The following is an 18,658-nucleotide window of genomic DNA, read 5'->3' as shown; positions in this document are numbered from 1 at the left end:
AAGTCCTGGTGGCATGAGGGGGCTCCCGGCGTACACGCCGATGATGGGGCAGGCCGGGCCGCTCCCCGAGCCCGGTGAAAACTACGCCTTCGAGATGAAGTGGGACGGCGTGCGGGCGCTCGCCTACATCGAGGGCGGCCGGGTCCGGCTGGTCTCCCGCAACGCCAGGGACATCACGGTGGCCTATCCGGAGACGCACGGGCTCGCCGGAGCGGTGGGCGGGCACGACCTGGTCCTGGACGGGGAGATCGTCGCGTTCGACCGGCGCGGCAGACCGTCGTTCGAGGCGCTGCAGCCGCGGATGCACCAGCGGCAGGCGGCGAAGATCGCTCGATTGGCGGTGGCCGTGCCGGTGGTCTACCTGCTGTTCGACGTGCTGCACGTCGACGCGGAGCCCGTGATCGCGATGCCGTACACGGCACGCAGGGGACTGCTCGAGGAGCTGGTAACGCCGGGTGACCACTGGGACGTGCCGCCGTGCTTCCGCGACGACGGCCCGCGGGCGGTCGCCGAGTCGCGCAGGCTGGGCCTGGAAGGGGTGATGGCCAAGCGGCTGGCCTCGCCGTACCGGCAGGGCAGGCGGTCGCCGGACTGGGTGAAGGTGAAGAACTTCCGCACCCAGGACATCGTCGTGTGCGGTTGGCGGTCCGGCGCCGGCCGCCGCGCCGGCATGATCGGCTCACTGCTGCTCGGCGTACACGACGAGGAGGGCCGTCTCCGCTACGCCGGCAGCGTGGGCACCGGATTCACCGAGGCGGTCCTGCGCGAGCTCGCCGTACGGCTGGCGCCGCTCAAGCAGGAGACCTCGCCCTTCGACGAGGAACCGCCGCGTGAGGACGCGCGCGGCGCCTACTGGGTGCGCCCCGTGCTGGTCGGCGAGGTGCGGTTCGGCGAGTGGACGGGCGAGGGCAGGCTGCGCCACCCCTCCTGGCGCGGCATGCGAGAGGACAAGGACCCGGAGGACGTCGTGCGGGAGGAGTGACGCTCTCCCGCACCGTCGCCCGTCCTCGGCCCGGTGACCTTCGCACCGCGCCCTGCGCGCACACTTTGCGCGCCCTGTGCGCGCCCGCCGGTCAGTGCGTCTCGTAGGCCGGTCCGGCGAGCCGTGCCACGTCTTCCGCGCCGTCCCCGAGCAGTTTCGCCGCCAGATCCGACAGCGCCCGTCCCGCCGCGAGTTCGTCACCGATCTCCGGAACGGGACGGTCCGCCGGGTTGCGTCGAGCGTGCGCGACGCTCTCGTGCCTTCTACCCGCGTTCGTGTACAGCACGGCGGTCGCGGTGGTCAGATCGTCGTTGTCGTCTTCGTCGACGAAGATCTCGACGTTCCATCTCTTGGACTCCATGAGGTCCACCTCCTCTGTTCTGCATGTCTCCGCCGTGCCGCGGTCGTAACGGGGCCCGTCCGCCTCGTCCGTGCGGACGGGCCCCGATCTCGGAGATCTTTGTTTGCCGTCCGCTTACCCGGCCGGCTTCTCCACCTCGATTCGCTTGCCGGCGGGCTTCTCCTCGGCGAGCTTCACGCTGACCTCGAGGATTCCCTTGTCGTAGGTGGCCTTGACGTCGCTGTCGTCGGCCGTCGGCGGCAGCGTGATGGACCGGGTGAACGATCCGTACCGGAACTCGGTGCGGTGTCCCTCCCGCTCCTCCTGCTGCCGCTCGGCGTGGATCATGAGAACACCGTTCGACACGGTGATCTCGACATCCTTCTCGGGGTCGATTCCGGGCAGTTCGGCACGGAGCACGTAGCGTCCGTCCTTGATGTAGTCCTCGAAGCGGATCTGCTGCCCGGCCATCGGCCGGAGCGTGGCCAGCGGCGCCTCCAACCAGTCGAAAAGGTCGGGGAAGAGTCCTCTCGATTCCCGCTTCATCGGCGCGCCCATCGCTTACCTCACCCTCTCCTCTGTCTCGGGGTCCGTCGTCTCGGGCTCCTCACCCTCCATCCCACTCCCGTCCGGGGGGCCGCGCAGGTGCCGGAGGTCCTGTCCGGCCGGGCCGTTCGGCCGCTGTCCGCCTCCCCGTTCCGGGGATGTGATGGAGTTGTCGGAACTACCCGGGAGGATTGCGAATATGTCCGGTTCGATCGTGGCGGCCGTGGACGGCTCCGAGCAGGCGCTGGCGGCGGTGGACTGGGCGGTGGACGACGCCCTGCGGCGCGGCGCCGCGCTGAAGATCGTGCATGTCCGTGAGCCGTGGGCCAACGAATATCCCTTCCACGGGGTGGCCGGCTTCAGCGAGTCGCTGTCGGACCATTGCGAGGGCGTGCTCGCCCGCGCCCGGGAGCGGGCGATCGGGCGCGCCGGGGGGCGCGAGGAGGCGCCCGGCCTCACCGTGACCACCGGCCTCGTCACCGGCACCGTGGTCGAGCGGTTGACGGACGAGTCGGAGCGGGCCGACCTCGTCGTGGTGGGCAGCAGGGGCATGGGAGGTTTCGCCGGGCTCGTGCTCGGCTCCGTCGGGCTCGGCCTGGCCGCCCGGGCGGCCGTCCCGCTCGTCGTGGTACGGGGAACCCGGCGCGAGCCGTACGACGAGATCGTGGTGGGCTTCGACGGGTCCCCGCACAGTGAGTCGGCGGTCGAGTTCGCGTTCGAGGAGGCCGGGCTCCGCGGGGCGCGCGTGCGTGCCGTGCACGCCTGGCGGCCGCCGGTGTTCGGCCCGCCCATGGCCGGATACGGTGCGATGATGACGGAGATCTCCGACGCCGAGGCCGAGTCGTTCCGCCGGCGGCTGGCGCCGTGGCGGGAGCGGCACCCCGATGTCCCCCTGGCCGAGTCCGTCGTGTGCGGGCACCCCATCACGGTGCTGGCCGAGGCCTCCCGGACCGCGGACCTGGTGGTCGTGGGCACCCGCGGGGTCGGCGAGGTCAAGGGAGCGCTGCTCGGCTCTGTGAGCCACGGCGTCCTCCACCGCGCCCACTGCCCGATCGCGATCGTCCGCGCCGAAAAGACCGAGTAGACGTTGAGCAGACGTTGAGCAGACGTCCGACCGGGTTCTTGACCAGACCCCACCCCGTGATCTTGCGGTTTCTTGCAGCTCGCCCTCCTGAACTGCGCGAATCAACTCCGTGATCTTGCAGTCGGGAGTGCAAGATCACCAATGACGTTTTCGCTGATCAGTGCACATGTCTGCGAGAAACTGCAAGATCAAAAATGTGTAGTCCCTGCTCCTGGCCCGATGTGCGAGTATTCGCAAGATCACGGGACTGGGGGTGGTCGTCGGACGGTGTCAGACCCCGGTCCGGGCGGGCCGTCGCATCTCCGCGCTCTCTTCGTGGAACTCGGGAGTCTCGTGACCCATCTCCTCGCTGAGCTCCTCCATGCGCAGGGCGATGCCGAGCGCGAAGAACGTCGGCACCCACTCACCGATGAACAGCCCCCAGCGGTCGGCCCGGTCCATGCCCGCGTTCTCGTACTGCTTGGAGACGAACCACGAAGCGATCGAGGCACCGATCGAGATGAGACCGGCTCCGTACATCATGTTGGAGCGCAGCCCCATCTGGTGGAGCATCCTGATCATCAGGTCCTCCTTTGGTGTTGAATATCCCTTTTGTGGCTACCCGTCGCTAAATGCTCCAATCCCATGGTGATCTCGCCGACGGAAAACGGATGGCGGGGCTGCGGGGGTGGTTGCCTATCCTTGAGCGTGGAATGAACACGCTCGCCGACCTTCAGGGCCGCCTACCCGACCTCATGCTGCGCGATCAGCGCAGGTTGCGCCGCCGTCTCGACGGCATGCGCAAGGTACGCGACGGCGCGGCGCGCCGGGCCGTGGCCGGTGAGATCGCCGGGGACATCGAGGCTGCGGAGCGCCGCGTCGCCGTACGCCGCGCCGCCGTACCCGAGATCAGCTATCCGCCGGAGCTGCCGGTCAGCCGGCGCAGGGACGACCTGCTCGCGGCCGTCCGCGACCACCAGGTCGTGATCGTGGCGGGGGAGACCGGCTCCGGCAAGACGACCCAGTTGCCGAAGATCTGCCTGGAGCTCGGCCGGGGCGTCCACGGCGCGATCGGGCACACCCAGCCCCGGCGGATCGCCGCGCGGACGGTGGCCGAGCGCATCGCCGAGGAGCTGTCGATCCCGCTGGGTGAGGCGGTCGGCTACAAGGTGCGGTTCACCGACCACTCCAGCGACGGCACGCTCGTCAAGCTGATGACCGACGGCATCCTGCTCGCCGAGATGCAGACCGACCCGCTCCTCCTGCAGTACGACACGCTGATCATCGACGAGGCCCACGAGCGCAGCCTCAACATCGACTTCATCCTGGGGTACGTCAAGCAGCTCCTGCCGAAGCGGCCCGACCTCAAGGTGATCATCACCTCGGCCACGATCGACCCCGAGCGGTTCGCCCGGCACTTCTCCGAGCCGGGACGGCCCAGCGCGCCGATCGTCGAGGTGTCCGGTCGCACCTATCCCGTCGAGGTCCGATATCGGCCGATCGGCGAGGACGACGACCAGACCCAGGCCATCGTCGAGGCGGTCGACGAGCTGTGCCGCGAGGGTCCGGGCGACATCCTGGTGTTCCTCAGCGGCGAACGGGAGATCCGCGACACGGCCGACGCGCTGAAGGGCCGCCCCGAGGAGGTCCTGCCGCTGTACGCGCGGCTGTCCGCCGCCGAGCAGCATCGGGTCTTCCAACCCCACCGGGGCCGCCGGATCGTGCTGGCGACCAACGTCGCCGAGACCTCGCTCACCGTGCCGGGCATCAAGTACGTCGTCGACCCCGGCACGGCCCGCATCTCCCGCTACAGCAACCGGCTCAAGGTGCAGCGGCTGCCGATCGAGCCGATCTCGCAGGCCTCGGCAAACCAGCGCAAGGGCCGCTGCGGCCGTACGTCCGACGGCGTCTGCATCCGGCTCTACTCCGAGGAGGACTTCGTCTCCCGTCCGGAGTTCACCGACCCGGAGATCCTCCGTACCAACCTGGCCAGCGTCATCCTGCAGATGGCCGCACTGGGCCTGGGGGACATCGCGGCGTTCCCGTTCGTCGAGCCCCCGGACAGCAGGCAGATCAGGGACGGGATCAACCTGCTGCACGAGCTCGGTGCGCTCACCCCGGCCACGCCCGACGGGACGCGGAAGGACGGTGGGCGGGTACGGGACACCCGCAAGGCCCCGGGTCTCCAGAAGGGTCACGGTCCGCAGCTCACGGCGGTCGGCCGCAAGCTCGCCCAGCTCCCGGTGGACCCCCGGCTCGGCCGGATGGTGCTGGAGGCCGACCGGGGCGGCTGCGCCCGTGAGGTCATGATCATCGCGGCGGCGCTGTCGATCCAGGATCCGCGCGAGCGTCCGGCCGAGAAACAGCAGGCGGCCGACGAGCGGCACCGCCGGTTCGCGGACAAGGAATCGGACTTCCTCACCTATCTGAATCTCTGGCGCTATCTGCGGGAGCAGCAGCGGGAGCTGTCGTCCAGCGCGTTCCGGCGGCTGTGCAAGGCGGAATTCCTCAACTACCTGCGGGTCCGGGAATGGCAGGACATCGACAGCCAGCTCCGGCAGGTGGCCAGGACACTCGGCATCGTGCCGAACAGCGTGGACGCCGACCCCCAGCGGATCCATCAGGCGCTGCTCGTCGGCCTGCTGTCGCACATCGGGGTCAAGGACGTCCTCGAGAAGCGCAGGCAGGACGGCCGCAGGCCGATCACCGAGTACATCGGCGCCCGCGGGGCCCGCTTCGCGATCTTCCCCGGGTCGGCGCTCGCCAAGGCGCAGCCCGCCTGGGTCATGTCGGCCGAACTCGTCGAGACCTCCAGGCTCTGGGCCCGGGTCAACGCCAAGATCGAGCCGCAGTGGATCGAACCGCTCGCCCAGCATCTGGTCAAACGCACCTACAGCGAGCCGCACTGGGAGAAGGACCAGGCCGCCGTCGTCGCGTTCGAGAAGGTCACGTTGTACGGCGTGCCCGTCGTGACCGAGCGAAAGGTCAACTACGGCCGGATCGATCCCGAGCTGTGCCGCGAGCTGTTCATCCGCAACGCCCTCGTCGAAGGCGACTGGCGGACCCATCACGGGTTCTTCCACGAGAACCGCAAGCTGCTCCAGGAGGTCGAGCGGCTGGAGGAGAAGGCCCGGCGGCGCGACATCCTGGTGGACGACGAGACGCTGTTCGACTTCTACGACCAGCGGATCCCCGCCGACGTCGTCTCCGGACGGCACTTCGACAGCTGGTGGAAGAAGGCCTCGCGCGAGACCCCCGACCTGCTGACCTTCTCCCCGGAGATGCTGGTCAACGAGGGCGCCGGGGTCAGCGCCCGCGACTACCCCGACGCCTGGCGGCAGAACGGCCAGCGGATGCGCCTCACCTACCGGTTCGACCCCGGGTCCCTGCCCACCGGGGCCGGGGCCGGAGCCGGGGAGGGGGTCCAGGACGGGTCGGCCGACGGGGTGACCGTCCACGTCCCGCTCGCCGTGCTCAACCAGGTCGAGCCGGTGGGCTTCGACTGGCAGATCCCCGGCCTGCGCGAGGAACTCGTCACCGCGCTCATCAGGTCGCTGCCCAAGCACCTGCGGCGCAACTTCGTGCCCGCGCCCAACTACGCCAAGGCCGTGCTGGAGCGGGTACGGCCCGGCAGTGAGCCGATCCTCGACGCGCTGGAGCGGGAACTGCACCGGATGACGGGGCTGGACATCCCCAGGGAGGCGTGGGCCCCCGACCAGGTGCCCGAACATCTGCGCATCACCTACCGGGTGATCGACGACCGGAAACGCACGATCGCCGAGGGCAAGGACCTGGAGGACCTCAAGCGGCGGCTCGCGCCGCGCCTGCGCGCCACGCTCTCCCGCGCCGCCGACGACCTGGAGCGCACCGGGCTGCGCACCTGGAGCATCGGCACGCTGCCCAAGCTCTTCGAGCAGGGCCGGATGCGGGCCTACCCCGCGCTGGTCGACCAGACCGACAGCGTCGCCGTCCGCATGTTCGAGACCGAGGCCGAGCAGCGCCGGGCCATGTGGGCCGGCACCCGCCGCCTGCTGCTGCTCAACGTGGTGAGCCCGGCGAAGGCGATCCTGCGTGGGCTGAGCACGACGGCCAAGCTCGCGCTCAGCCGCAGCCCGCACGGCGGCGCGGCCGCGCTGTTCGACGACTGTACGGCGTGCGCGGCCGACAAACTGATCGACGAGGCCGGGGGACCGGCGTGGGACGAGGCGGGATTCCGGCGCCTGCACGACCACGTGCGCGCGTCGCTGTTCGACACCACCGAGGAGGTCGTCGCGCGGGTCGAGCGGATCCTCACGGTCTGGCACGCGGCGCAGAGCGCACTCGCCGGGCCCGACGACATCGTCGAGGACATCAGGGAGCAGCTCGGCGGGCTCGTCCACCCGGGATTCGTCACCGAGACCGGCTACGCCCGCCTGCCGGACGTGCACCGCTATCTGCGCGCCGTGCAGCGCCGCCTGGAGAAGCTGCCGGACGACCCGCGCCGCGACCGGGAGTGGATGCACCGCGTTCACGACGTCGAGGACGACTACCGCGACCTGCTCGACGGCCTCAAGCCCGAGGAGCGTGCGGCGCCCGCCGTACGGGACATCCGGTGGATGATCGAGGAACTGCGGGTGAGCTTCTTCGCCCAGCAGCTCGGCACCCCGGCGCCCGTGTCGGAGAAGCGCATACGCAAGGCCATGGAGCGGATCTGAGCGGGGTTTTCGAGAGACCGATCCAGATGGGGGAGACGATGGTGATCCGCGCGCTCGTGTTCGACGTGGGAGAGACGCTGATCGACGAGACGCGGATCTGGTCGCGCTGGGCCGACCGGCTCGGCGTGCCGCGCCTGACCTTCATGGGCGTGCTCGGCGGCATGGCGGCCCTGGACCGGGGTCACCTGGAGGCGTTCGAGCTGATCCGGCCGGGGCTCGACCTGGAGGCCGAGATCGCGGCGTGGCGGCGGGACGATCCGGACGGTCTGCGGGAGAACTTCGACGCCGACGACCTCTACCCCGACGTCCGGCCCGGCCTCGCCGCGCTGCGCGAGGCCGGTTATCAGGTGATCGTGGCCGGCAACCAGCCGCCGCAGGCCTACGACGCGCTCGCCGCGATGGACCTTCCGGTCGACGCGATCCACACCTCGGCCGGCTGGGGCGTGGAGAAGCCCGAGCCGGGTTTCTTCGCGAAGGTCGCGGCCGTCGCGGGCCGGGCACCGCGGGAGATCCTCTACGTGGGCGACCGGCTCGACAACGACGTGCGGCCGGCCGGGCGGGCCGGGATGCGTACGGCCCTGCTGCGCCGTGGTCCCTGGGGATACCTGCACGCCGCGCGCCCGGAGGCCGCCGAGGCCGACCTGGTGGCCGACGCCCTCACCGATCTTCCCCGCCTCGTCGCCGGCCTTTCCTGACGGTCTTCCCGCCGCGTCGTGGCCTTTCCCGGCGGCCGGTCGTGCTCAGTCGCGGAGGCGGGCGCGCAGGGCCCGGGTGTCGTCGTCGGTCCAGCCGTTGGCGGCGAGCCAGCCGAGCGGGCCGCCGAACCGGCGGTCGAGCCCGGCCAGGAACCGCGTCATGTACTCGGCGCGGGGGTGATGCGCGTCCGCCGGCTGTGCGTCCAGGTCGGCCCGGTAGGTCTCGCTGGACCGCAGCCGCGCGAGCACCGCCGCCAGCCGTACGCCGGTGGCCACGTAGTCGGCGACGATCGCCTCCGGGGTGGCCCCGGCGACCGCGAGCGCCAGCGCGCTGACGACCCCGGTGCGGTCCTTGCCCGCCGCGCAGTGGACCACGGCCGTGCCGTCGTCCACCGCGAGCACGCGCAGCGCCGCCAGCACCGAGTCGGGCCGGTCGCGCAGGTAGCCGCTGTAGTAGCGGGTGAGCCGCGGTTCCGACCGTTCGTCCTCGGTGTGCTCGGCCCGCCGCGGCAGCGCCCGTTCGTCGACCGTGTCGGCTCCGGCGTCGGTGAACCGCCCGCCCTCGGGCAACAGACTGAGGTGATGGATCCCGACCTCCGCCACCCGGGTCAGCGGGCCGGGACCCTCCAGCCGCACCTCGGCCACCGACCTCAGGTCCACGACGTTCCTCAGCTTGAGGTCCCAGACCAGCCGGTCGACGTCGCCGTCGGTCAGCCCCTGCAGGTTGTCGGATCGGAGAATCCGGCCGAACCGGGTGACGCCGCCGTCGATGGTGGGCAGTCCGCCCAGGTCCCGTACGTTGACCGCACCGTTCAGATCTATCCAGCGTTCATGCTCGTTCATCGTTAAAGAGATTACGGGAGCCGGGACGGCGCGGCCGGGCGAGGTGGATGATCCGCAAACCACCCTGCCACCGGTAAAACTCTCGTAATGTAGGGGCACAATCACCCCCCATCACATCAGGAGGATCTTGATGCCCCGGCCGACTCACCGGTTGTCCGTGGTGGCTCTGGCCTTCGCCGCGGCGACAGCGACGACGACCGTGGTGGTGCTCCCCGCGACCCCGGCCGGTGCGCAGACCCAGGTAGACCGGCATGGGGACCGGGGGAAAGGCGAGCAGCCCGCCGCCTCCCACCGCCTGGTCGGCACCTGGTCGGCCTCGACCACCCGGCTCGTCGCCGCCCTCGGAGATCAGACCGTGCGGATGGTGGTGCGGACCAGCATCGGTGGTACGGGCATGCGCATCCGTCTGTCCAACCTGTTCGGATCGGCGCCGGTGACGTTGCGCGGCGTACACGTCGGCATCCAGGCGTACGGCGCGGAGATCCTCACGGGAACGAACCGGCCGGTGACCTTCGGCGGCCGTAAATCGGTCACCATCGGCTCAGGGCGGGCCACCTGGAGCGATCCGATCCCGGGGAAGATCCCCGGCGGGTCCGACGTGGTCGTCAGCTTCTACGTGCCGAGCAACGTCCGGGGCGTCACCGGGCATGAGCGTGCCTACGCGACCACGTATCTGTCGGATCCGGGTGATTTCGCCGCCGAGGAGAGCGCCGACGGCTTCACCTACACCAGCACGCAGTGGTACTTCCTGGACCGCATCGCCGTCGGCGCGCCGAAGACCACACGCTCGGTCGTCGCGTTCGGCGACTCGCTGACCGACGGCGCGGGGCAGAGCGCCGACGCCAACCGCCGCTGGACCGACTACCTCTATCACCGGCTCGGCCGGCTGCCGGCGAACCGGCGGATGGGCGTGCTCAACGCCGGCATCGCGGGCAACCGGCTGCTCCACCACGACGTCGGGCCGCGTGGCCTCGGCCGATTCAACCGCGACGTGCTGACCCAGCCGGGCGTGCGCACGGTCATCGTCTACGAGGGCATCAACGACATCTCCCGGGGCTACTACACCTCCGCCGCGCCGCTGATCGACGGCTACAAACGGCTGATCAAGATGGCGCACGCCCGGAAGGTGCGGATCCTCGGCGGGACGCTCACCCCGTTCTACGGCTTCGGCAGCTGGACCCAGGAGCGGGAGGAGATCCGGCAGCAGGTCAACAAGTGGATCCGGACCAGCGGGGCCTTCGACGGCGTCATCGACTTCGACAAGGCCGTCCGCGACCCGGAGTTCCCCGAGCAGCTCGCCGCGCCGTACGACGTCGGTGATCACCTGCACATGAGCGACGCCGGGCGGCGCAAGCTCGCCTACGCGGTCGACCTCCGCCGCCTTTGAGTGATATCGCACCGCGTCTTCTGACCGCTATCGTGCGGTCCCATGGTCGACCCCCTGGACCCCGATGACCCGCGTGCGCTGGGCGAGTTCACGCTGAACGGACGGCTCGGCGAGGGCGGTCAGGGCGTCGTGTTCCTGGGCTGGACACCGGGCGGGGAACCGGTCGCCGTGAAGGTGCTCAAGTCGGGCTTCGACTCGTCCGTCAAGGAGCGGCTGGCCCGGGAGCTCGACGCGATGCGCGGCGTGGCGCCGTTCTGCACCGCCCGGGTGCTGACCGCCATGGTCGACGGGCCGATGCCGTACGTCGTGAGCGAGTTCATCGACGGGCCCTCCCTGCAGCGGCGGGTCGACGCCGGGGGCCCGCTGCGGGGCGGCGAGCTGGAACGGCTCGCGGTCGGCACGGCCACCGCGCTGACGGCCATCCACGCCGCCGGGATCGTGCACCGAGACTTCAAACCCGGCAATGTGCTCCTCGGGCCGGACGGCCCCCGCGTGGTGGACTTCGGCATCGCCCGGCACAGCGCGAGCGACACGATCACGGCGGGTCCCGTCGGCACCCCCGCCTATCTGGCGCCCGAGCAGATCGCCGGGCAGCCGGCGACCCCCGCCGCCGACGTGTTCGCCTGGGGCGCCACGATCGTCTTCGCCGCCACCGGACGGGCCGCGTTCGGCGCCGACAGCGTGCCCGCCGTGATGCACCGGATCCTGACCGCCGAGCCCGACGCCTCCGGGCTGCCCGAGCCGCTGCGTGGAGTGGTCGAACGCTGCCTCGCGAAGGACCCGGCGTGCCGGCCGGCCTCCCGCGACGTGCTGCTGGAGCTCGTCGGCTCCGCCCCCGACCCGCTGCGGGCGGGCGTGGCCGCGGCGGCCACCAGGCCGGAGGGCGTACGGCAGGGCGAGGCGACCGCCGTCCTCACCGCGGTTCCGGCGACCCCGCCGGGCGCCGGGGCAGGCGTACGGCGTTCGCGTACCGGGATCGTCATCGGCGCTGTGGCGGCCGTCGCCGCGCTGTCGGTCACGGCCGCGCTCCTGGCGCCGCGGCTCCTGACCGATGAGAAGGCGTCCCCCACCGCGTCCCTCACCGCGGCCGCCGACGCGACGACGATCGTGTCACCGGCCGCCACCTCACCGGCGTCCGATTACAGCCAGGGCACCCCCACTTCGGGTGGCATCCCCACGCCTGACGCCACAGCGGGCGGCATCCCCGCGCCGGACGATGTCACGGAGGACGACGGGGCCATGACGGACGATGTGGTGAACGAGAACGACGGCGGCTCGGGGGACACCACCGCCACGCCGACGACCACGCCCGGGGGAACCGTACCGGCGGCACTCGCCGGCACGTGGGGCGGCCACATCGAGCCGACCGAGGTCGTTGTGGGCAGCGACGAGACCGACGTCCAGATCACGCTGGCGCCGGGCGAGAACACCGGAAGCTGGCAGGACGTGACCACCTCGTGCCAGGCCACCCTGAGGCTGACGCGCAGCTCCGGCACCGCACTCGTCTTCCGGCTCGACAGGTGCGCGGCCGGCACGGTCACCCTGGTCAGAACCGACGACGGGCTCGCCTATCGATGGGACGGCGCGAAAGGCGACGTCACATACCTGGGCACGCTCGTCCGGGACTGACCACTCCGCAGGGTGACCGACACGGTGTCTGGTTCGAGTGATGGGGGTGGTGATTGGTCAACGCACGGATAGAGACCGGGATAAGGTGCCCCAGTGATGCGTGTCGGTGTGTATGTAGACGGCTACAACCTGTACTACGGCGCACGGTCGTTGTGCGGTCGGGGTACGCTCGGCTGGCGCTGGCTCGATATCGGGGCGCTCGCACAGTCCCTCATGCAAGAGCGACACGACTGGCGTGGCGCTCTGTTGGGGCGCGTGGTCTACTGCACGGCGCGAGTGGACGCGGCCGAGAACCCGTCGAGCTATGCGGATCAGGATGTCTACCTCAAGGCCCTGCTTGCCTCGAAAAGTGTCGACCACATCGAGTACGGATACTACGTGGCGCGGGTGAAGGCGGCGCCGCTCGCAGTACGCCAGCCGAACGGTCGGCCGCGACTGGTCGGCCCCGGCTGGCCGGTGATGGTTCAGGACAGCGCAGGCTTGGAGGTCAACGACGCGCGGTTCATGGTTTCCGTCGCGCACCGCGAGGAGAAGGGCAGCGATGTCAACGTCGCCTCCCATCTGCTGCTGGACGTTCTACGTGGCAATGTCGACGCGGCGCTGGTGATCTCCAATGACTCCGATCTGCGGTTCCCGATCGAGGAAGCGCGCAAGCTGGTCCCGGTCGGGCTGGTCAATCCCTCCCCCGGACAGACTGCAGGCGCCCTGCGCGGCCTGCCGACGATGGGAGTCGGCCGTCACTTCTGGCGCAAGCTGAGTGAGCGGGACATTCGGCATCACCAGCTCCCGAACCCGGTGGGCGGGTATTCGATGCCACCGGGCTGGTGATGGAGTACACTACCCACGTAGACCACCCGGCTCCTCGTGGGCCGGGTCTTCTTTTTCTCTGGCGAAAAACCTCGGAACGTTCTTTACTCACCCAGTGTGGATCAGGCAAGAATCGCAGGAGATGCGTCGCCTGGCCTTAGGGGCTTGGGGCGGCGGCTCTCAGCCCGGCCCAAACAAGATCGCTGGCCGATCACCTTAGCCGGCTTTCTCGGCGGGGATGGGAATGACCGTGCCGGTGGCGGCCGACAGTCTGGCGGCCTCCAGGAGGGCGAGGGTCTCGATGACGCTCTCCACCGAGACGGGCGGCGGCGCGCCGTCCCGGAGGCAGGCCACGACGCCCTCGTAGAACCGTTGGTAGGCCCCCGGCTCGGTGGGCACCGTACGGCTGTCTCCGTCGACGCCGAGCGTCCCCCACCGCTCGGCGGGTTCGACCCCCCAGCCCTCGGCCGGGCGCTCACCCGCGCGCAGCCGCTCCTCCTGGGGGTCGAGCCCCCACTTGACGTAGGCCGCCGTCGATCCGAGCACCCGGAACCTGGGGCCGAGCCGACCGGCGAGCGCGCTCATCCACAGGTGTGACCGCGTGCCGGAGGCATGCGTCAGCGCGATGAAGGCGTCGTCGTCGGCCAGCACGCCGGTCCGCCGCGTGTCGGCCTCCGCGTACACGTGGGAGACGGGCCCGAAGAGCTGGACTGCCTGATCGACCAGGTGGCTGCCGAGGTCGTAGAGAATCCCGGCGATCTCCTCCGGGCCGCCCGACTCCCGCCAGCCGCCCTTGGGCACCGGCCGCCACCGCTCGAACCGCGACTCGAAGCGGTGCACGTCCCCGAGCTCGGGCAGCAGGCGGCGGACCGTCAGGAAGTCGCCGTCCCAGCGCCGGTTCTGGTACACCGCGAGCATCAGGCCGCGATCGCGCGCGAGCCGGAGGAGATCCCGAGCCTCGGCGGCGGTGCCCGCCAGCGGTTTGTCCACCACGACGGGCAGACCGGCCTTGAGCGCCTCGACGGCCAGCGGCACGTGGGTGCGGTTCGGCGTGGCGATCACCACGAGGTCGCACCGGTCCCACAGCTCGTCGGCCGCCCCGACGATCTCGGCGTCGGGGTGCTCGTGCCGTACCCGCTCGGCCCTGGCGGGGTCGCGGGTGACCACGGCCGCCAGCCGCAGCCCGGGGACGGCGGCGATCAGGGGCGCGTGGAAGAACGCGCCCCCGGTGCCGTAACCGGCCAGACCGACCCGGATGTCGGGCGCTCCAGCGATCATCTCAGCCGTCCCGCTCGTCGCGCTCGGCGAGGAACGCCTCGAACTGGGCGGCCAGTTCGTCGCCGGTCGGCATCGGCATGCTCTCCGCGAGCAGGCTGTCCCGCTCGGAGCCCGACTGGAAGGCGTCGTACTGCTGCTCCAGGCCCTGGATCGCGCCCGACAGCTCGGCCGACGCGCTGATCTGCTCGGCGATCTCGTCGTCGGTCCGCGCGGCGGCCTCCCGAAGGGTCTCCAAGGGGAACACCAGACCGGTGCTGCCGGTGATCGCCTCCAGTGCCGCCACCGCGGCCTGGGGATACTCCGCCTGGGCCAGATAGTGCGGCACGTGTACGGCGAAGCCCACCGCGTCGTGGCCCTTCGCGCCCAGCCGGAACTCGATGAGCGCCGCGATGCTCCCGGGCACCTGCACCTTGCCGAAGGGGCTTGGCCGGCCGGTCATGAGCTCGGGGCGGCTCGCGTGCGCGGTGTGACCGAGCGGACGGGTGTGCGGCACGCCCATGGGGATGCCGTGCACGCTCACCAGCCTGCTCACACCCAGCCGGGTGACGAGTGTGGCGACGGCGTCGGTGAACAGCTCCCACTCGCGGTCCGGCTCCGGCCCCGACATGACCAGGAACGGCGTGCCGGTGGTGTCGCGCACGAGATGGACGGCCAGTTCCGGCGTCTCGTAGTCGATCCAGCGGTCGGTATCGAAGATCATTACCGGTCGCCGGGACCGGTAGTCGAGCAGCCGGTCCACGTCGAACCTGGCGATGACCCGATGCTCCAACTCGGCGAGGAGGTGCCCGATTGCCAACCGGCCCGTGGCACCGGCGTCCACGAACCCCTCGAAGTGGTATAGCAGCACCGGATCGGTCAGCTCGGGGAGGTTCCCGTCGAGCCGGTAGAGATCCGTGGGGTCGAACACGTCTCCAGCCTTTCTCAAGGGTCCTTTACCTGATGAACCTAGTGCAGCACAGTACGGATTCCCGCGCGGACTCGTGGGTCCGCCCTGTGGACGACGGTCCTGGGGCATCCCGCCGACGCCAGAACCAGCCCGATGTTTCGGACACGGATCTACAGATCCCTGATTTCGGACATGATGTAAACTGACCTAAACTTTCCGTAATGTAGGACAGTCTGGTCTTCGTCCTGCACGCTGGTCATGCTGGGCTGATGCCGACGACTTCCAACATCACGCAGGCCTTCCGTCTCCCCGAGCTCACCTGTCCCTTCCACAGCGACGTGAACCCCCACGTCGACGAGGTCGACCGGGACACGATGAGCTGGCTGGCGGCCTCCGGGATGATCGCCGACGGCGAACAGCTGGAGCGCTTCCGGTCGGCCGGATACGGATGGCTGGGCGCCCGCACCTACCCCTACGCGGCCCGGGAGCTGTGCCAGGTGGTCACCGACTGGTGCGTGTGGCTGTTCGCCTTCGACGACGTCTACTGCGAGTCCGATCGGAGGGCCGCCGAGATCGCCCGGGCGCTGCCGCGGCTCTTCGAGGTCATCGACGACCTCACCGGCGCGGAGCCGGTCGACGACGTCTTCGCCCGCGCGCTGCTCGACATCAAGGCCCGGATCACCGCGTATGGCACCGCCGACCAGCTCGACCGCTGGCGCGCGGCGACGAAGGACTACCTGTTCGCCCAGGTCTGGGAGGCGGCCAACCGGGAGGACGACGTCATCCCCACGTTCGCCGACTACGTCTTCATGCGCCGCAGGACCGGGGCCATGCTCACCGTCTTCGCGTTGATCGACCTGACCGCCGAGGTCTGCCTCACCTGGGACGAGTGGCGCCATCCCGCGGTGCGGGCGATGACCCAGCACGCCAACGACGTGGTCGTGTGGGACAACGACCTCATCTCGTACGCCAAGGAGCGTGACGCGGTCAACGGCCGAAACAATCTCGTGAGCGTGCTGGTCACCCACGCGGGCTGTTCGGTGCAGGAGGCGATGGACCGGATCGGGGTGATGCGCGACCGGGCCATCGCCGAGATGGTGGCCCTGGAACCGGCCACGGCGTCGCTGCGCTCACCGGCCGTCTCCGCCTACGTCCGCGGGTTGCAGTACTGGATCAGCGGCAGCGTCGACTACTCGCTGACCAGCTCGCGCTACACCGCCGCACTGACCGGCGCCTGACCGGCGCGACCCGATCCCAAGGGGCGGCGCGGCTCGGCCTGACCACGACCGGCGACGGTCACTCCTGTTCGAAGTCGCCGAAGTCGTCCAGTGCGTACTCGATGAGGTCGCCGAGGCTGAGTCGCGCCCCCAGGGCGTAGGCCTCGTCGTAGGCGGCGTCGCCGATCTGCTTCTTGCACTCCTTGACGCACTGCTCGTGCTCGGCCGCTCGGCCGTGAAGAACGGCGAGCCGAACTGCGGGAGGCCGAACGTGCGCCAGTTGGCCTGGGCGGCGCCGAGCAGCATCGCGGTGCGCTCGGCGGCGCCCATGTCGAGGTTGAGCCCGGCCAGCGCGTCCACGCACAGCACGACGCCGAGCACGTCGTGGAAGTGGCGTTTGATGCGCAGCGACTCCTTGCAGCTCACCAGCGACTCGTCGTGGCGCCCCGTGGCGCGCTGCACCATCGCCATGACGTACCAGGCATAGGAGCGCAGCCACAGCTCGCCCCGCTCCTGGCAGAGGTTCAGGCAGTCCAGCAGCAGCGTCTCGGCCTCGGCGAACTCGCCCTGGGTCAGCAGAACGGCGGACAGCTCCACGATCGCCGGGAGCAGGCCGGGGTTGAGCTCGCGGCCGCCCCGGTGGAACTCGATGGCGACGCCGAGCAGGGCGGTGGCCTTCTGCGTGTCACCCTGCAGCATGGCCGCGGTGCCCTGCATCTTGGTCGACAGCAGGACCGCCACCGAGTCGCCCGCCAGCACCGCCTCGGTGCTGCACCGCTCGGCGGCCTCGAGCGCCCCGGCCATGTCGCCCTGCGCGCTGCGGATGTAGGACAGCACCCACAGGGCCTTGCACCGCCGCCTGCTCGGCTCGGGCGCCGCGTCGAGCGCGCGCTCCAGATAGTGCACGCCCTGCCGGGCGAAGCCGCAGGCGACCCAGAGGTACCACAGGGACGACAGCAGTTCGAGGCCGACGCCCTCCTCGCCCCGGACCGACAGGCAGTATTGGAGGGCCACCCGGATGTTGTCGTGCTCCTGCCGCATGCGGGTGAACCAGTGCACCTGCCGGGGCCCCGACCAGGAGTGCTCGCCACGCTCGGCGAGCTGCAGGTAGTAGTCCCGATGGCGGCGGCGCCGCTCGGCCGTCTCGCCGAGCTTGTCCAGCCACTCCCCGCCGTACTGCCGCAGTGTGTCGATCAGCCGGTAACGCTGGCCGGCCGGGGTCGGGAAGCTCAGCAGCACCGACTTGTCGACCAGCTCCGTGATCACGTCGAGGATGCGCTCGGCCGCGAGCGACTCGTCGGAGCAGACGTAGCGGGCCGCCTCCAGCTCGAAGTCGCCGGCGAACACCGACAGCCGGGCCCACAGCAGCCGCTCGGCCGGTTCGCACAGCTCGTGGCTCCACCCGATCGCGGCGCGCAGCGTCTGATGGCGCGGCAGGGCCGTACGGCTCGCGCCGGCGAGCAGGCTGAACCGGTCGGTGAGCAGGGCGAGGATCTGGTCGACCGACAGGGAGCGCAGGCGCACGGCGGCGAGCTCGATGGCGAGCGGGATCCCGTCCAGGCGGCGGCACAGCTCGGAGACGGCGGTGATGTTGCTCTCGTCCACCACGAAGTCGGGCACCACGGCGCCGGCCCGCGCGGAGAACAGCTCGACCGCCTCGTTCGTGTACGGATTCTCCGCCGGGTCGTCACCGGGGACGGTGAGCGGCGGGACCGCGAGCGTGTACTCGCCCTGCGCGTTGAGCGAGCGTCGGCTGGTGGCGAGGATCCGCAGGTTGGGCGCGACCTCGAGGAGCCTGGCGGTGAGAGCGGCGACGGCGTCGACGAGGTGCTCACAGGTGTCCAGGATGAGCAGGATCTCCCGGTCGGACAGCCACTCGACCAGCGTGTCCTGCCCCTCCCTGGCGGACTGGTCGGCGATGCCGAGGGAAGAGGTGATCGTGTGGTAGACCATCCCGGGGTCCTGCAGCCGGGCCAGGTCGGCGTACCAGACGCCGTCCCGGAACTGCCTGCGGACCTGGTGGGCGATGCGCAGGGCCGTACGTGACTTGCCCACTCCGCCGATGCCCGTGACCGTCACCAGGCGGGACTGCTGCAGCCGCTGCCGCAGCGAAGCGAGCAGCCGCGTACGGCCCACGAAACTGGTGAGCTCCACGGGCAGGTTGCCCTCTTGCCGCCATCCTGCTGGCGTAGCCATGCCGCCTCACGGGGTCGTCGGGGGTCGTCCGGGCGTGCTGTCTGCATCCGCATCGTACCTTCGGCCGCCGACACGCGCCCGGATCTGTCGGTGAT

At 70.4% G+C, this 18,658-nt stretch carries 15 protein-coding genes; 8 read left to right on the top strand and 7 right to left on the bottom strand.

Translation table 11 applies throughout. From position 1 onward, the window contains the following. Nucleotides 1-13: 13 nt before the first annotated feature. Nucleotides 14-982, top strand: a complete 969-nt coding sequence (gene ligD / locus AP234_RS20690) for a non-homologous end-joining DNA ligase (RefSeq protein WP_055481343.1) — start codon at nucleotides 14-16, stop codon at nucleotides 980-982. A 91-nt stretch (nucleotides 983-1,073) separates the two neighbouring features. Here ligD and AP234_RS20685 read toward each other — a convergent pair whose 3' ends face one another. Together AP234_RS20685 and AP234_RS20680 are read right to left on the bottom strand one after the other, a co-directional pair. Next, nucleotides 1,074-1,343 (bottom strand): DUF1876 domain-containing protein, encoded by a 270-nt coding sequence (locus AP234_RS20685; protein WP_055481342.1) that lies wholly within the window; start codon nucleotides 1,341-1,343, stop codon nucleotides 1,074-1,076. A 114-nt stretch (nucleotides 1,344-1,457) separates the two neighbouring features. Further along, the gene (locus tag AP234_RS20680) at nucleotides 1,458-1,880 is read right to left on the bottom strand and encodes an Hsp20/alpha crystallin family protein (protein ID WP_055481341.1); all 423 of its coding nucleotides are present in this window, start codon (nucleotides 1,878-1,880) and stop codon (nucleotides 1,458-1,460) included. 187 nt (nucleotides 1,881-2,067) lie between these two features. Here AP234_RS20680 and AP234_RS20675 point away from each other — a divergent pair, with 187 nt between their 5' ends. Next, the gene (locus tag AP234_RS20675) at nucleotides 2,068-2,952 is read left to right on the top strand and encodes a universal stress protein (protein ID WP_055481340.1); all 885 of its coding nucleotides are present in this window, start codon (nucleotides 2,068-2,070) and stop codon (nucleotides 2,950-2,952) included. Nucleotides 2,953-3,222: 270 nt separating this feature from the next. On the opposite strand, the gene AP234_RS20670 is transcribed toward AP234_RS20675, so the two are convergent. Then, nucleotides 3,223-3,513 carry a hypothetical protein gene (locus tag AP234_RS20670; protein ID WP_055481339.1) on the bottom strand — a complete coding sequence of 97 codons (291 nt, stop codon included), beginning with the start codon at nucleotides 3,511-3,513 and terminating at the stop codon, nucleotides 3,223-3,225. A gap of 131 nt (nucleotides 3,514-3,644) precedes the next feature. Between AP234_RS20670 and hrpA the strand changes: the two genes are divergently transcribed. Continuing rightward, complete coding sequence (gene hrpA, locus AP234_RS20665; RefSeq protein ID WP_055481338.1) at nucleotides 3,645-7,625, top strand: ATP-dependent RNA helicase HrpA; 3,981 nt, start codon at nucleotides 3,645-3,647, stop codon at nucleotides 7,623-7,625. A gap of 26 nt (nucleotides 7,626-7,651) precedes the next feature. Beyond that, nucleotides 7,652-8,320 carry an HAD family hydrolase gene (locus tag AP234_RS20660; protein WP_235558283.1) on the top strand — a complete coding sequence of 223 codons (669 nt, stop codon included), beginning with the start codon at nucleotides 7,652-7,654 and terminating at the stop codon, nucleotides 8,318-8,320. A gap of 45 nt (nucleotides 8,321-8,365) precedes the next feature. Here the strand turns inward: AP234_RS20660 and AP234_RS20655 are convergent, their stop codons facing one another. Continuing rightward, on the bottom strand, nucleotides 8,366-9,163 hold the full coding sequence (locus AP234_RS20655) for a tyrosine-protein phosphatase (RefSeq protein WP_055481337.1): 798 nt from the start codon (nucleotides 9,161-9,163) through the stop codon (nucleotides 8,366-8,368). Nucleotides 9,164-9,293: 130 nt separating this feature from the next. On the opposite strand from AP234_RS20655, the gene AP234_RS20650 reads away from it, so the two are divergent. The 3 genes from AP234_RS20650 to AP234_RS20640 all read left to right on the top strand — a co-directional run bounded on the left by AP234_RS20650 (nucleotide 9,294) and on the right by AP234_RS20640 (nucleotide 13,007). Then, the gene (locus AP234_RS20650) at nucleotides 9,294-10,550 is read left to right on the top strand and encodes an SGNH/GDSL hydrolase family protein (RefSeq protein WP_063843017.1); all 1,257 of its coding nucleotides are present in this window, start codon (nucleotides 9,294-9,296) and stop codon (nucleotides 10,548-10,550) included. A 42-nt stretch (nucleotides 10,551-10,592) separates the two neighbouring features. Further along, the gene (locus tag AP234_RS20645) at nucleotides 10,593-12,179 is read left to right on the top strand and encodes a serine/threonine protein kinase (RefSeq protein WP_055481335.1); all 1,587 of its coding nucleotides are present in this window, start codon (nucleotides 10,593-10,595) and stop codon (nucleotides 12,177-12,179) included. A gap of 96 nt (nucleotides 12,180-12,275) precedes the next feature. After that, nucleotides 12,276-13,007 carry an NYN domain-containing protein gene (locus AP234_RS20640; RefSeq protein WP_055481490.1) on the top strand — a complete coding sequence of 244 codons (732 nt, stop codon included), beginning with the start codon at nucleotides 12,276-12,278 and terminating at the stop codon, nucleotides 13,005-13,007. Between the two features lie 195 nt (nucleotides 13,008-13,202). On the opposite strand, the gene AP234_RS20635 is transcribed toward AP234_RS20640, so the two are convergent. Both AP234_RS20635 and AP234_RS20630 read right to left on the bottom strand, forming a co-directional pair. Further along, entirely contained in the window at nucleotides 13,203-14,264 is a 1,062-nt protein-coding gene (locus AP234_RS20635; protein WP_055481334.1) for a Gfo/Idh/MocA family oxidoreductase, read from the bottom strand. Between the two features lies 1 nt (nucleotide 14,265). Beyond that, nucleotides 14,266-15,171, bottom strand: coding sequence for a proteasome assembly chaperone family protein (locus AP234_RS20630; RefSeq protein WP_055481333.1), 906 nt, complete (start codon nucleotides 15,169-15,171; stop codon nucleotides 14,266-14,268). 248 nt (nucleotides 15,172-15,419) lie between these two features. On the opposite strand from AP234_RS20630, the gene AP234_RS20625 reads away from it, so the two are divergent. After that, nucleotides 15,420-16,388 (top strand): 4-epi-cubebol synthase, encoded by a 969-nt coding sequence (locus AP234_RS20625; protein WP_055481332.1) that lies wholly within the window; start codon nucleotides 15,420-15,422, stop codon nucleotides 16,386-16,388. Here AP234_RS20625 and AP234_RS20620 read toward each other — a convergent pair. Further along, a complete protein-coding gene (locus AP234_RS20620; RefSeq protein WP_235558282.1) occupies nucleotides 16,281-18,563 on the bottom strand; it encodes an ATP-binding protein in 2,283 nt (760 codons plus the stop codon). The genes AP234_RS20625 and AP234_RS20620 overlap by 108 nt on opposite strands. Between the last annotated feature and the right edge of the window lie 95 nt (nucleotides 18,564-18,658).

It is taken from the genome of Sphaerimonospora mesophila, from assembly GCF_001417795.1.
Taxonomy (GTDB): domain Bacteria; phylum Actinomycetota; class Actinomycetes; order Streptosporangiales; family Streptosporangiaceae; genus Sphaerimonospora; species Sphaerimonospora mesophila.
This window is presented reverse-complemented; position numbering and strand designations above follow the sequence as displayed.

Coding starts and splice junctions, on each gene's coding strand:
- ligD (WP_055481343.1), top strand. CDS start 14: ATGAGGGGGCTCCCGGCGTACACGCCGATGATGGGGCAGGCCGGGCCG.
- AP234_RS20685 (WP_055481342.1), bottom strand. CDS start 1,343: ATGGAGTCCAAGAGATGGAACGTCGAGATCTTCGTCGACGAAGACGAC.
- AP234_RS20680 (WP_055481341.1), bottom strand. CDS start 1,880: ATGGGCGCGCCGATGAAGCGGGAATCGAGAGGACTCTTCCCCGACCTT.
- AP234_RS20675 (WP_055481340.1), top strand. CDS start 2,068: ATGTCCGGTTCGATCGTGGCGGCCGTGGACGGCTCCGAGCAGGCGCTG.
- AP234_RS20670 (WP_055481339.1), bottom strand. CDS start 3,513: ATGATCAGGATGCTCCACCAGATGGGGCTGCGCTCCAACATGATGTAC.
- hrpA (WP_055481338.1), top strand. CDS start 3,645: ATGAACACGCTCGCCGACCTTCAGGGCCGCCTACCCGACCTCATGCTG.
- AP234_RS20660 (WP_235558283.1), top strand. CDS start 7,652: ATGGGGGAGACGATGGTGATCCGCGCGCTCGTGTTCGACGTGGGAGAG.
- AP234_RS20655 (WP_055481337.1), bottom strand. CDS start 9,163: ATGAACGAGCATGAACGCTGGATAGATCTGAACGGTGCGGTCAACGTA.
- AP234_RS20650 (WP_063843017.1), top strand. CDS start 9,294: ATGCCCCGGCCGACTCACCGGTTGTCCGTGGTGGCTCTGGCCTTCGCC.
- AP234_RS20645 (WP_055481335.1), top strand. CDS start 10,593: ATGGTCGACCCCCTGGACCCCGATGACCCGCGTGCGCTGGGCGAGTTC.
- AP234_RS20640 (WP_055481490.1), top strand. CDS start 12,276: ATGCGTGTCGGTGTGTATGTAGACGGCTACAACCTGTACTACGGCGCA.
- AP234_RS20635 (WP_055481334.1), bottom strand. CDS start 14,264: ATGATCGCTGGAGCGCCCGACATCCGGGTCGGTCTGGCCGGTTACGGC.
- AP234_RS20625 (WP_055481332.1), top strand. CDS start 15,420: ATGCCGACGACTTCCAACATCACGCAGGCCTTCCGTCTCCCCGAGCTC.
- AP234_RS20620 (WP_235558282.1), bottom strand. CDS start 18,563: ATGGCTACGCCAGCAGGATGGCGGCAAGAGGGCAACCTGCCCGTGGAG.